Origin of the sequence: Paraburkholderia sp. BR10872, from assembly GCF_040965835.1 — a bacterium.
In the GTDB taxonomy this organism is placed as follows: domain Bacteria; phylum Pseudomonadota; class Gammaproteobacteria; order Burkholderiales; family Burkholderiaceae; genus Paraburkholderia; species Paraburkholderia nodosa_A.
The window spans coordinates 107,639-120,027 of the sequence record NZ_JBFRCN010000022.1 but is presented as its reverse complement, the minus strand read 5'-3'; the positions used below and the strand labels follow the sequence as shown (position 1 = coordinate 120,027).

The 12,389-nt window shown below is 65.0% G+C and carries 10 protein-coding genes; 5 read left to right on the top strand and 5 right to left on the bottom strand.

The annotated features are described in order from the left end of the window. Positions 1-929, top strand: a 929-nt coding sequence (locus AB4Y43_RS19005; RefSeq protein WP_368728518.1) for an MFS transporter, incomplete at its 5' end; no start/stop codon positions are given. 92 nt (positions 930-1,021) lie between these two features. Here AB4Y43_RS19005 and AB4Y43_RS19000 read toward each other — a convergent pair. The 3 genes from AB4Y43_RS19000 to zwf all read right to left on the bottom strand — a co-directional run bounded on the left by AB4Y43_RS19000 (position 1,022) and on the right by zwf (position 5,183). After that, the gene (locus AB4Y43_RS19000; protein WP_342948527.1) at positions 1,022-2,938 is read right to left on the bottom strand and encodes a bifunctional transcriptional regulator/glucokinase; all 1,917 of its coding nucleotides are present in this window, start codon (positions 2,936-2,938) and stop codon (positions 1,022-1,024) included. Then, a complete protein-coding gene (pgl, locus tag AB4Y43_RS18995; RefSeq protein WP_368682180.1) occupies positions 2,919-3,620 on the bottom strand; it encodes a 6-phosphogluconolactonase in 702 nt (233 codons plus the stop codon). Before pgl ends, AB4Y43_RS19000 begins: the two co-directional genes overlap by 20 nt. Positions 3,621-3,713: 93 nt before the next feature. Beyond that, the gene (gene zwf, locus AB4Y43_RS18990; RefSeq protein ID WP_069262718.1) at positions 3,714-5,183 is read right to left on the bottom strand and encodes a glucose-6-phosphate dehydrogenase; all 1,470 of its coding nucleotides are present in this window, start codon (positions 5,181-5,183) and stop codon (positions 3,714-3,716) included. Between the two features lie 577 nt (positions 5,184-5,760). Here zwf and AB4Y43_RS18985 point away from each other — a divergent pair. The 4 genes from AB4Y43_RS18985 to AB4Y43_RS18970 all read left to right on the top strand — a co-directional run bounded on the left by AB4Y43_RS18985 (position 5,761) and on the right by AB4Y43_RS18970 (position 10,080). Then, positions 5,761-7,008: an ABC transporter substrate-binding protein gene (locus AB4Y43_RS18985; RefSeq protein ID WP_069262717.1), complete on the top strand. Its 1,248-nt coding sequence runs from the start codon at positions 5,761-5,763 to the stop codon at positions 7,006-7,008. 124 nt (positions 7,009-7,132) lie between these two features. Further along, positions 7,133-8,074 carry a carbohydrate ABC transporter permease gene (locus AB4Y43_RS18980; protein WP_069262716.1) on the top strand — a complete coding sequence of 314 codons (942 nt, stop codon included), beginning with the start codon at positions 7,133-7,135 and terminating at the stop codon, positions 8,072-8,074. Then, positions 8,064-8,921, top strand: coding sequence for a carbohydrate ABC transporter permease (locus tag AB4Y43_RS18975; protein WP_176732845.1), 858 nt, complete (start codon positions 8,064-8,066; stop codon positions 8,919-8,921). The genes AB4Y43_RS18980 and AB4Y43_RS18975 overlap by 11 nt, the downstream gene beginning before the upstream one ends. Before the next feature lie 40 nt (positions 8,922-8,961). Continuing rightward, on the top strand, positions 8,962-10,080 hold the full coding sequence (locus tag AB4Y43_RS18970) for an ABC transporter ATP-binding protein (protein WP_069262714.1): 1,119 nt from the start codon (positions 8,962-8,964) through the stop codon (positions 10,078-10,080). A 98-nt stretch (positions 10,081-10,178) separates the two neighbouring features. Here the strand turns inward: AB4Y43_RS18970 and AB4Y43_RS18965 are convergent, their stop codons facing one another. Both AB4Y43_RS18965 and trxB read right to left on the bottom strand, forming a co-directional pair. Continuing rightward, the gene (locus AB4Y43_RS18965; protein ID WP_069262713.1) at positions 10,179-10,955 is read right to left on the bottom strand and encodes a Smr/MutS family protein; all 777 of its coding nucleotides are present in this window, start codon (positions 10,953-10,955) and stop codon (positions 10,179-10,181) included. Between the two features lie 35 nt (positions 10,956-10,990). Further along, positions 10,991-11,986 carry a thioredoxin-disulfide reductase gene (trxB, locus tag AB4Y43_RS18960; protein ID WP_342948530.1) on the bottom strand — a complete coding sequence of 332 codons (996 nt, stop codon included), beginning with the start codon at positions 11,984-11,986 and terminating at the stop codon, positions 10,991-10,993. Positions 11,987-12,389 lie beyond the last annotated feature (403 nt).

The following is a 12,389-nucleotide window of genomic DNA, read 5'->3' as shown; positions in this document are numbered from 1 at the left end:
AGCTCGTGATCGTGCGCTTTCTGCAGGCGCTCGGCGCGGGCGCGGCCTCGGTGCTCTCGCGGGCCATCGCGCGCGACGCCCACGAGCCATCGGACGCTGCCAAAGTCCTCTCGATGGTCGCGATCGTCACGGCGATCGGGCCGCTGCTCGCACCGCTGATCGGCGGACAGTTGCTGCTGATCGGCGGCTGGCGCGTGGTGTTCGTCGCGCTCACGCTGTTCGGCCTCGCGTGCGCCGTGGCGGCCTATCTACGCGTACCGGAAACCTGGCCGCCGGAAAAGCGCGAAAGCGCGGCCGTGCTGCGCTCGTTCGCGGCTTATGGACGCTTGCTGCGCGATCCGCTCGTCTGGGGGCACATGCTCTGCGGCGGCATGGCGTTCGCCGCGATGTTCACCTATATCTCGGCCACGCCGTTCGTCTATATCGAGTACTTCCACGTTTCGCCGCAGCACTACGGGTTCTTCTTCGGCGCGAACGTGTTCGGCATCATGCTCGGCAACTTCCTCAACACGCGCTTCATCGGGCGGCTCGGCACCCTGCGCATGGTGTCGATCGCTTCGGGCGTGAGCATCGTCGCGTCGCTCTTCGTCGCGCTCATGTGCGTGACGGGCTGGGGCGGCCTGTGGTCGATCGTGTTTGGCCTGTTCTTCGTGGTGAGCGTGGTGGGGCTGCTCGGTGCGAACTGCGCGACCGATCTCATGTACCGCTATCCGAAGAACGCGGGCGCGGCGGCGGCGGTATTCGGCGCGACGCAGCTCGCGCTCGGCGCGCTCGCGAGCGCCGTGGTCGGCTGGTTTCCGGGCATCTCGCCGTTCGGCATGGGCGTGACGATCGGCGTATGCGGCCTGCTCACGTGGGTGGGGCGCGCGCTCGTCGTGAAGTGGCACGGCACGCCGGCGCCGGACGCGGTGCGAACGGCAACGCCGTGAGCCGTACGTCGATACGACGTGCAAAATCAAAAATGGGACGCTGAGGCGTCCCATTTTTTCATCGCTCGAATGAGTCGATGAATGAGCCGACCTCAGTCGCGCGCCGTGGGCGAAGCACCGTGGCTCAGCCAGTCGAGCACGGCCGATGCATCGTCGTCGGCATGCTCGCGCACCTTTTCGACGGCGTTGCCGAGGTCCGCATCGGGTGAAGCACGGCGAATCGCGACGCCCACCGCGAGGATGTCGATCATCAGCAGATGCAGGATGCGCGAGATCATCGAAAGCTGCGATTCGCGCATCTCGATGTGATCGGTTTCGAGCGCCACGGTCGCGCGCTTGGCGAGCGGCGTGTTGCTCGACGTGATCGCGATCACCTTCGCGCCCGCCTGCATGGCGACGTCGAGCACGCGCAGCAGTTCCGGCGCGCGGCCCGACTTCGACACGGCCACGATCACGTCGCCCTTGCCGAGCAGCGCGGCGGAAGCGGCCTGCATGTACAGGTCGCCATAGGCGATGGTCGGGATGCCGAAGCGGAAGAACTTGTAGTGCGCGTCCTGCGCGACGATGTGCGAGTTGCCGAGGCCGTAGAACTCGATGCGGCGCGCGCCGTTGAGCAGCGTGATCGCATTCTCGACCTGCTCGAAGTTCAGGTGCTCGCGCAGTTGCAGGATCGCCGAGACGGTATTGTCGAGCACTTTCGCGCCGAAGTCGGTGGCGGTGTCGCCCAGATGCACCTGGCTGTGGCTCACCGGAATCGTGCCCGTGAGGCCCGTGGCGAGCTTGAGCTTGAAGTCCGAGAGGCCCTGGCAGCCCAGCGAGCGGCAGAAGCGGATGACCGTGGGCTGGCTCACGTCGGCCTTGCGCGCGATATCGACGATCGGATCGTTGATGATCGAGCGCGGATGGTTGAGCGCGAGGTCGGCCACGCGGCGCTCGGCGGGCGTGAGCGCGTCGCGCATCTGGCGAATGCGTTCGAACACGGCCGACGAGCCGCCGCCCGCGCGATTCGACAGCTGCTCCGCGAGAATGGCCGACACGCCGAGGAACGCCGGATACTCCGCCGTGATCACGTAGGTGGGGACGTTCGAGAGATAGGTGTCGAAACGGCCCTTCGCCTCGAAGCGCTGGCGGAACGACGAGCGCGTGAAGAGGTCGCCCAGGCGCGGCACCACGCCGCCGCCGATATAGATGCCGCCGAGCGAGCCGAGCGTCATCGCGATGTTGCCCGCGAAGCTGCCGAGAATGCCGCAGAAGCATTCGACGGTCTCGAGCGCGAGCGCGTCGCCGTCGTGCGCGCGCTGCACGACTTCAGCCGTGCCGAGATCGGCAGGCAGTTTCTTCTTGTCGCGTGCGGCGAGCGCACGGTAGATGAGCTCGAGGCCGGGCCCCGCGCACACGCGCTCGAACGACACATGCGGCCACTTCTTGCGCGCGAACTGCAGCACGATGTCTTCGCGCTCGTCCTGCGGCGAGAAGCTTGCGTGGCCGCCTTCGCTGCCGAGCGCGATCCAGCGGTCGTCGGCGGGAATCAGGCCCGAGACGCCGAGACCCGTGCCCGGACCGAGCAGGCCGATCACGCTGTTCTGGCGGCGCTGGCCGCCGCCTACCTGCACGCGCTGCGAGTCGGTCAGGCCGGGCAGCGCCATGGCGAGCGCGGTGAAGTCGTTGACGACCAGCAGCGTGTCGAAGCCGAGCGAGCGACGCGTCGCTTCGATCGAGAAGGTCCAGTCGTGGTTGGTCATGCGCACCTGGTCGCCGTCGACCGGATTCGCAATCGCGATGGCCGCATGATTCACGCGGCCGATCTTGTTGTCCTTCAGGTATTGCTGGATTACTTCCGCGACGCCGGGATACTGTGCGCACGGATACACGCGCACCTGGCCGATTTCGCCCGGACCCGTTTCCAGCGCGAAGCGCGCGTTGGTTCCGCCGATGTCGGCGAGCAGCCTCGGACCGTCGGCGTGCTGGCCTGCGCCAGGGGCGTTTTTATTAGGCGCACCAGTAGACATCGAGTCTCACTCCCTTGTCGTTCGCCAGCTTCGAGATGGCGTTGTTTTGTTCGGCCGCGGCGGCCTGTTGCAGCACTTCGAGCTTGCGCTGTCCCGCGATCAGCAGGAACAGCCGATCGACCTGGCGCAGCGCCTGCATCGACCACGAGACGCGCGCATGGGGCGCTGCCTGCGGATGCACGGCCACGAACGGGCGCGCCGTGGTGATCGCTTGGTGCCATTCGGGGGCGTCGGCGAAGATCGAGGCCGTGTGGCCGTCCTCGCCCATGCCGAGTACGGCGACGTTCGGCAGCTTGCGGGCAGGGTCGGCGTTGAGCGCGGCGACATGCGCGTCGAGGTCTTGCGCCACGTCGACGAGCGGCAGGAAGTGCGCGTGCGCCGCTTCGTGCGTGAGCAGCGTCTCGCGCGCGAGGCGCGCGTTGCTCGCGGAGTCGGTGTCCGGCACCCAGCGGTCGTCGACGAGCGTGACGTCGATGTGCGCCCAGTCGAAACGGTGCGTCGAAAGGGCCTCGAGGAAGGGGCGCGGGCTCGTGCCGCCGGAGACGGCAAGCGTTGCACGGCGCGCGGCAGTGCCGGGCGCCGCCTGCTGAGCGGCGAGCGACGCATGTAGCGCGTCGCCCACGGCTCGCGCCAGCGCGTCGGATTGGACGCGCGGGTCGTCGAATACGTGAAGCTCGATCACTTCTCCTCCATGCTGCTTTTTTGTAGGTCTACGGGGTAGTTCATCTGTCCGGTCCGGCGTCGCGCTTGCTGTGCGCGCCGCCATGCAATCCCATCAATTCTCTTCTTCGAGCCAGCAGGTGCCGTGCTGCGCAAGCATCGCGCTCGCGGCCGCCGGTCCCCATGTGCCGGCCGCATACGGCTTGGGCGCGCGGGGCGTTGCCGCCCACTCGTTGAGGATCGGCTCGACCCACGTCCACGCCGCTTCCTGCTCGTCGCGCCGCACGAACAACGCGAGGCGACCGTTGATCACGTCGAGCAGCAGGCGCTGGTAGGCCTCCATCTGGCCTTCGCGGAAGAACTGGTCGAACGCGAGATCCAGATGCACGCTCGCGAGATTCATGCCTTCGCCGGGCTGCTTCGCGAGGCAGTAGAGGCGGATGTTCTCGTTCGGTTGCAGGCGAATCACGAGGCGGTTCGCGCCGGGGCGCAGCGCCGGTGCGCCGAGCGCCGAATGCGGCACCGGACGGAAGTTCACGACGATCTCGGCCACGCGGTCGGCAAGACGCTTGCCGGTGCGCAGGAAGAAGGGCACGCCCGCCCAGCGCCAGTTTTCGATCTCCACCTTGAGCGCGACGAAGGTTTCCGTGTGGCTTTCGGGTTTCACGCCATGCTCGGTCGCATAGCCCGGCACCGCCTGGCCGCGGATCACGCCCGCATGGTACTGCCCGCGCACGGCGACCTTGCTGATGTCGAGCGGGTTGATCGGCTTGAGCGCGCGCAGCACGCGAAGCTTTTCGTCACGCACCGAATCCGAATCCATCGAATGCGGCGGCTCCATGGCGACGATCGAAAGCAACTGCAACAGGTGATTTTGCACCATGTCGCGCAGCGCGCCAGTGTTGTCATAAAAGTCGCCGCGCGCTTCGACGCCCAGTTCTTCGGCAATCGTGATCTGGATGCTCTCGACCCATTCGCGGCGCCACAGCGGCTCGAAGAGCGCGTTGCCGAAACGCAGCGCGAGCAGGTTCTGCACCGGCTCCTTGCCGAGGTAGTGGTCGATCCGGTAGATCTGGCCTTCGGCGAAGATCTCGCCCACGGCGTCGTTGATCGCGTTGGACGACTTGAGGTCGTAGCCGAGCGGCTTTTCCAGCACGATGCGCGAATTCTCGTTCAGCCCCACGGCGGCAAGCGCGCGGCAGATCGGCACGAACAGCGACGGGCCCGTCGCCAGATAGAACACACGAATGCCGGGCAGCGACGCGATGCCGTCGCGCAAGTGAGTAAAGTCCTCGGCGCGCGAGAGGTCGAGCTTCACATAGACGATGCGTTCGAGGAAGCTGGCCCACGCGTTGTCGTCGAAGCCGCCGTTCTTCTTCACGTGCGGCTTGACGTGCTCGTCGACCCACTGGATGTACGCTGCACGATCCTCTTCGTGGCGCGCGACGCCCACGATCTTGCCGGCCTGGGCGAGCATGCCTGAACGGTGCGCTTCATACAGGGCGGGGAGGATCTTGCGCATCGACAGGTCGCCGGTGGCGCCGAAGAGCACGAACGTGAAACCTGAATCGATCGGGGTTTGCATGAGTCTCGGTCAGAGTCCTGGGGGGCCGCTGCAGGGTACAACGGGTGCCCGTCTGTGTGGGCGATCGGGCGGCCGTAGTCCGATAAAATTTTTTTTGACACTGAATTGTAGTTTAACTACAATCCAAATCAAGAGGTAACGTTCATTCGATGAAAAAAGCGTGGAACGCAGCCAGCAAGGCGGTTTGCGCGGTTTCGCGAGCGGACGGAATGCCCCCTCATGTTAACGGAGAACCACGCGGGACTCAGCCCGGCTTGCCAGTGAGCCGTGCGCCCGGTTCCCCGCCGTGCGGAGGCTTCAAGGCCGCGTGACGCAAGCGGCGCCTCGGCCGGTCGGGTGACCGGTGAAAATCAAAAGAGGAGACAGTCAAGTTGCATTCCGAACCACTCATCTCTTGAGCGTCCTGCGGCCGGTAACCGGCACGCGGCCCGCGCGCATCTAATGAAAAGCACGCGCGCGCGGCACTCCGGCGCCCGTCCGTCCAGTGTTTTGCCTGTTTTGCCTGTTTGACCAACCACCGCACCCTGGTGATCAGGGGCCAATCGTTTTTTGTTCAGGTGTCTGGAGGAGATAAGCAATGAAATTCCGCGCGATCATGGGCGCCCTGTGCGCAGCAGGTCTGTTGGGTGGCGTCGCCACGGCGCAAGCGGCCGAGTCCCTCGAAGTGCTGCACTGGTGGACTTCGGGCGGCGAGTCGAAGGCCGTCGGCGTGCTCAAGGACGACATGACGAAGCAGGGCTATGTGTGGAAGGACTTCGCGGTCGCCGGTGGCGCGGGCGCGGCGGCCATGACCGCACTGAAGACCCAGGTGATCTCGGGCAACGCACCGACGGCCGCCCAGATCAAGGGTCCGCTGATCCAGGAATGGGCTGAGCAGGGCGTGCTGGTGAACGTCGACTCCGTCGCCGGCGACTGGAAGGCCAATCTGCCGCCGCAGATCGACAAGATCATGCACGCCGACGGCCACTACGTGGCAGCGCCGTTCTCGGTGCACCGCGTGAACTGGGTGTGGATCAACAAGGCAGCGCTCGACAAGGTGGGCGGCAAGGCGCCGACAACGTGGCCGGAATTCTTCGCGCTGGCCGACAAGATGAAGGCCGCGGGCATCCAGGCGGTCGCCGCCGGTGGTCAGCCGTGGCAGGACCTGACGCTGTGGGAAGACGTGGTCCTCTCGCAGGGCGCGGACTTCTACAAGAAGGCACTCGTCGACCTCGACCAGAAGACCCTCACGTCGCAGCAGATGGTCGGCGTGTTCGACACGGTCCGCAAGATCGAGTCGTACATGGATAACGGCCGCACGGGCCGCGACTGGAACCTCGCCACGGCCATGGTCATCAACGGCAAGGCCGGCATGCAGTTCATGGGCGACTGGGCCAAGGGCGAGTTCGCGAACGCGAACAAGCAGCCGGATACGGACTACGTTTGCGCAGCCGTGCCGGGCACGGCAAAGGCCTACACTTTTAACGTCGACTCGTTCGTGTTCTTCCAGCAGAAGGGCCAGAAGGAGGCAACGCCTGGCCAGCTCGCCCTCGCGAAGACGATCATGAGCCCGGGCTTCCAGGAGCAGTTCAGCCTGTACAAGGGTTCGATTCCGGTTCGTCTCGGCGTGGACATGAGCAAGTTCGACGCATGCGCGAAGAAGTCGTACGCGGATGAGCAGGTCGCGATCAAGGCCGGCGGCTATGTGCCGTCGCTCGCTCACGGCATGGCTCAGCCGGACGCAACGGCCGGTGCGATCACCGACGTCGTGACGAAGTTCATGAACTCGAACCAGGATTCGAAGAGCGCGGTCGAAGCGCTCGCGAAGGCTGCGAAGACGAAGTGAGCGTAGCAGGTTAGTGCTGTAAGACGGGGGGCGCCATACGTGGCGCGCCCCGGGCATGACGGTTCACTCTCTGAACCCCATCATCGTGCGAAAGCGGTTTTCGCACCGTACCAGGAGTTGCGCAGTGACTGCTTCTCTTAGCGGCAACGGCAAGGCGGCCACGCCTGCTACCCGCCGCGCGTCGCCCATGGCGGCGCTCGCAGACCGCTGGATCCCGAAGCTGGTGCTTTCGCCCAGCATTCTGATCAGCCTCGTATTCGTCTACGGCTTCATTCTCATTACCGGGTATCTGTCGCTCTCGACCTCGCGACTGATGCCGCGCTATGAATTCGCGGGTCTCGACCGCTATCGCGAGCTGTTCGCGAACGACGTCTGGTGGACGTCGGCGCAGAACCTCGGATGGTTCGGCATCCCGTTCATCGCGATCTGCGTAGGGCTCGGGCTGTTCCTCGCGATCCTGCTCGACCAGCAGATTCGTCAGGAAGGCGCGCTGCGCGCGGTGTTCCTCTATCCGATGGCGCTCTCGTACATCGTGACGGGCACGGCATGGCAGTGGATCTTCAATCCGGACCTCGGCATTCAGCAGGTGATGCACAGCATCGGCTGGACGAGCTTCCACATCGACTGGCTCAACGACCCGGACAAGGCCATTTTCTGTATCGTGGTCGCCGCCGTGTGGCAATCCACGGGCTTTTGCATGGCGCTGTTCCTCGCCGGTCTGCGCGGTGTCGATAGCGAAATCTTCAAGGCAGCCCAGGTGGACGGCGCGACGCTGCCCACGATCTACCGCAAGATCGTGATTCCAAGCATGCGTCCGGTGTTTTTCTCCGTGCTGCTGATCCTGTGCCACATCACGATCAAGACGTTCGACCTCGTCGTCGCCTTGACGGCCGGTGGTCCGGGCACGTCGTCGTCGCTGCCGGCCATCTTCATGTACACGTTTTCGTTCAACCGCGGGCAGCTCGGCGTCGGCGCAGCTTCGTCGATGATGATGCTCGCCACGGTCGTGGCCGTGCTCGTGCCGCTCATGTATCTGGAATCGAGGAGCACGCGCAATGCAGCCTAAGATGAACGTGAGCCGCGTGGTCATCTATGCGGCGCTGATCCTGTTCGCGTTGTACTTCCTGTTCCCGCTCTACGTGATGCTGTCGACGTCGTTCAAGTCGCTCGACCAGATTCACACGGGCACCATGCTCTCGCTGCCCACGAGCCCGACCTTCGCGCCGTGGATCAAGGCGTGGAGCGAAGCGTGTACCGGCGTTCGCTGTGACGGCATGCAGCCGTTCTTCATGAACTCGGTGAAGATGGTGATTCCGGCCGTGCTGATCTCGTCGATCATCGGCGCGTTCAACGGCTACGTGCTCACGCACTGGCGCTTTCGCGGCGCGGACGCGCTCTTCACGATGCTGCTGGTGGGCTGCTTCATCCCGTTCCAGGCCATCCTGTTGCCGATGGCGCGTCTCGAAGGCTTCCTCGGCCTGTCGAACACGATCGGCGGTCTGGTGCTGGTGCACGTCGTGTACGGCATTGCGTTCACCACGATGTTCTTCCGCAACTTCTACGTGAGCGTGCCCGCTGAACTCGTGAAGGCCGCGCGCATCGACGGCGCCGGTTTCTTCATGATCTTCACGCGCATCATGCTGCCGATCTCGCTGCCCATCTTCATGGTGTGCCTGATCTGGCAATTCACGCAGATCTGGAATGACTTCCTGTTCGGTATCGTGTTCTCGGGCGTCGATTCGATGCCGATCACGGTGGCGCTGAACAATCTCGTGAACACGTCCACGGGCGTGAAGGAATACAACGTCGACATGGCCGGCGCGATCATCGCCGCGCTGCCCACGCTGCTCGTCTACGTAATCGCCGGCCGCTACTTCGTGCGTGGCCTCACGGCGGGCGCGGTGAAGGGCTAACTGCGCGACAGAACGCGCATTCGATTAAAGGATTCATAGCATGGCAAGCCTTTCCATTCGCGACGTCTACAAGACCTACCCGAACGGGGTGCCCGTCCTCAAGGGCGTCAACATCGACATCGAAGACGGCCAGTTCCTGATTCTGGTCGGCGGCTCGGGCTGCGGGAAGTCGACGCTGCTCAACATGATCGCGGGTCTCGAAACCGTGACCAAGGGCGAGATCATGATGGACGGCAAGGTGGTGAACAACCTCTCGCCGAAGGATCGCGATATCGCGATGGTGTTCCAGTCGTACGCGCTCTATCCGTCGATGACGGTGCGCGAGAACATCTCGTTCGGCCTGAACATCCGCAAGGTGCCGAAGGCCGAGCAGACCCAGATCGTCGACCGCGTGTCGAGCATGCTGCAGATCCAGCATCTGCTCGACCGCAAGCCGGGCCAGCTTTCGGGCGGCCAACGTCAGCGCGTCGCCATGGGCCGCGCACTGGCGCGCGATCCGATCATGTTCCTGTTCGACGAACCGCTCTCGAACCTCGACGCCAAGCTGCGTATCGAGATGCGTTCGGAAATCAAGCTGCTGCATCAGCGCGTGGGCAAGACCATCGTCTACGTGACGCACGACCAGATCGAGGCAATGACGCTCGGCGACCGCATCGCGGTCATGAAGGACGGCATCGTGCAGCAGTTCGGCGCGCCGCAGGACATCTACGACTCGCCGTCGAACCTGTTCGTCGCGGGCTTCATCGGCGCGCCGCCGATGAACTTCATCGAAGGCAAGCTGGTGGAGCAGGGTTCGGGCATCGGCATCGAGCTCGACACGGGCGTGGCGCGCAACGTGCTGAACCTGCCGTTCGACGCGAACAAGGTGCGCGGCCATATCGGCCAGAATGTGGTGCTGGGCCTGCGCCCCGAGCGCATCACCGACGCGCGCAGCTCGCACGACGGCCACGGCCACGAACTGCAGCGCCACGCGGTGCAGGTCGATGTGATCGAGCCGACTGGTCCGGACACGCTCGTGTTCGCGCAGGTCAACGGCAAGCGCATCGTGAGCCGCGTGCACCCGGGCGCGAATCCGCAGCCGCTCAACAACATGGATCTGCTGTTCGACGTTTCGAAGGCCGTGCTGTTCGACCCGAAGACGGAAGCACGTATCGCCTGATCTTCGTTCACCGGTTTGTCCGGCGCGATAAAAAACCCCGTTCGCTGCGCAAGCAGCAACGGGGTTTTTTCGTATCGGCGCGACGATGACGGGTTCGGTCAGGGCGCGTGTGTATGATGCTGCCCGTGTCCGACCGGGTGCGGCTGCAACAGCACGAGCACGGCGCCCGCGCCGCCGTCGTGCGGCCGCGCCTGGCAGAACGCGATGACTTCTTCCTTTTGCACGAGCCACGCGCGCACCTTGCCCTTGAGCACGGGCTCCTTGCCGACGGAACCGAGGCCCTTGCCGTGGATCACGCGCACGCAGCGCAGCCCGCGCTTGCCCGCTTCACGGATGAAGTCCTGTAGCGCCTCGCGCGCTTGCTCGCGGCGCATGCCGTGCAGGTCGAGTTGCGCCTGCACGATCCACGTGCCGCGCCGCAGCTTCTTGACGACTTCCTCGCTCACGCCGGGGCGGTGATAGTAGAGCGAGTCGTCGGTGTCGAGAAACGCTTCCGGGTCGAATTCGTCGGAGATCGCTTCGTGCAGCACGGCCTGCTCGTCGAGCCGCGTTTGCAGCGGCAACGGCACGGGTGCTGCCCGGCGCGGCTGCGCGCGCGCGGGCTGCTTGAGCGGCGCGATCTGGCCGATCTCGCGGCGAAAGAGATCACTGTCGGCGGCGGCTTCGACACGCGCCGCCTGCGCGGCCACGCGTTCGCGCTCGCGCTGGCGGGTTTGCACCTTGAGCGCGTCGCGCAGGCTGCCGAGGCCGGCGAAGCCAGAAGCCGTCTTGCCTGGCGTGGCTTCTTCCGTTGCCGGAGCCGGCGTGGGCGCTGGAGCCTGGCGAGCCGGGGCGGGGCGCCTGGGCTCGCCCGGGTGGGGCACGTTCTTGGGCATGACGAAAAACGCTGGGTGAAGCCCGCTCGTCCGGCTCAGCGGTCGGCTTCGGCGCTCATCACGTGCGCCTGGCCCAGCTCGTTGACGGTCTCGAGGTAGCGCTGCGCGTCGAGTGCGGCCATACAGCCCGTACCCGCGCTCGTGATCGCCTGGCGATAGACGTGATCCTGCACGTCGCCGGCCGCGAACACGCCCGGCACGCTCGTACCGGTAGCATTGCCGTTCAGGCCGCCGTTCGTGATGATGTAGCCGTTCTTCATCTCGAGCTGGCCTTCGAAGATGTCCGTGTTCGGCTTGTGGCCGATCGCAACGAACAGACCCTGCAGGTCGAGCTCGGTGGTCTCGCCCGTCTTCACGTTCTTGATGCGCAGGCCGTTTACGCCGCCTTCGTTGCCCTTGACTTCGTCGAGCACGTGGTCCCACTTGATGTCGACCACGCCTTCCTTTTCCTTTTCCAGCAGGCGGTCGATCAGGATCGGCTCGGCGCGGAACTTGTCGCGGCGGTGAATGACCGTGACCTTCTTCGCGATGCCCGAGAGGTAGAGCGCTTCTTCGACGGCCGTGTTGCCGCCGCCGATCACGGCGACGTGCTGGTTGCGGTAGAAGAAGCCGTCGCAGGTCGCGCACGCCGAGACGCCGCGGCCCATGTACAGCTCTTCGCTCGGCAGGCCGAGGTATTGCGCCGACGCGCCGGTCGCGATGATGAGCGAGTCACAGGTGTACTCGGCCGAATCGCCGATCAGGCGGATGGGCTTTTCGTCGAGCCTGGCCGTATGGATGTGATCGAACACGATTTCCGTATTGAAGCGCTCGGCATGCTCGAGAAAACGCTGCATCAGTTCGGGGCCTTGCACGCCGTTCGGGTCTGCGGGCCAGTTTTCGACGTCGGTCGTCGTCATGAGCTGGCCGCCTTGGGCCAGGCCGGTGACGAGCAGCGGCGAAAGGTTCGCGCGCGCCGCATAGACGGCGGCCGTGTAGCCGGCGGGGCCGGAACCGAGAATCAGGACTTTGGCGTGTTTGGTTGCAGACATGATCGAATTCCGTAGAAAGACGCTGCGTGGCGCGTAAGGTCGGGCGCCCGGCGAGGGCCGCCCGGCATTGCGGCGGGGCTCACGCATGTAATTGGGCATCAGCCCGCAATTATAAAGGCGGGGGACGTTCGCCGCTCGATGAAGCTTCCTCATCGGCGCGATAGCCTGAGCGTTGCGGGCGGGGCGCGCAGTGCGGATCGGCGGGTGCGGCGCGGCCGGATGTCGCTTTGTGGCGCGCCCGCAGCGTTGTCAGTTACCGTCATTTACAGCGAGGGGCCGCCGGGGCCGAAACAACGCGTTTACAATAGGCCCGATCGGACGACGGCGGCCGCGCCCGTCTGCCCGGGGTTTCGGGCATACGGAAGGACTGGCGGACCGCAAATGCATCAAGAATCAGCCCAGG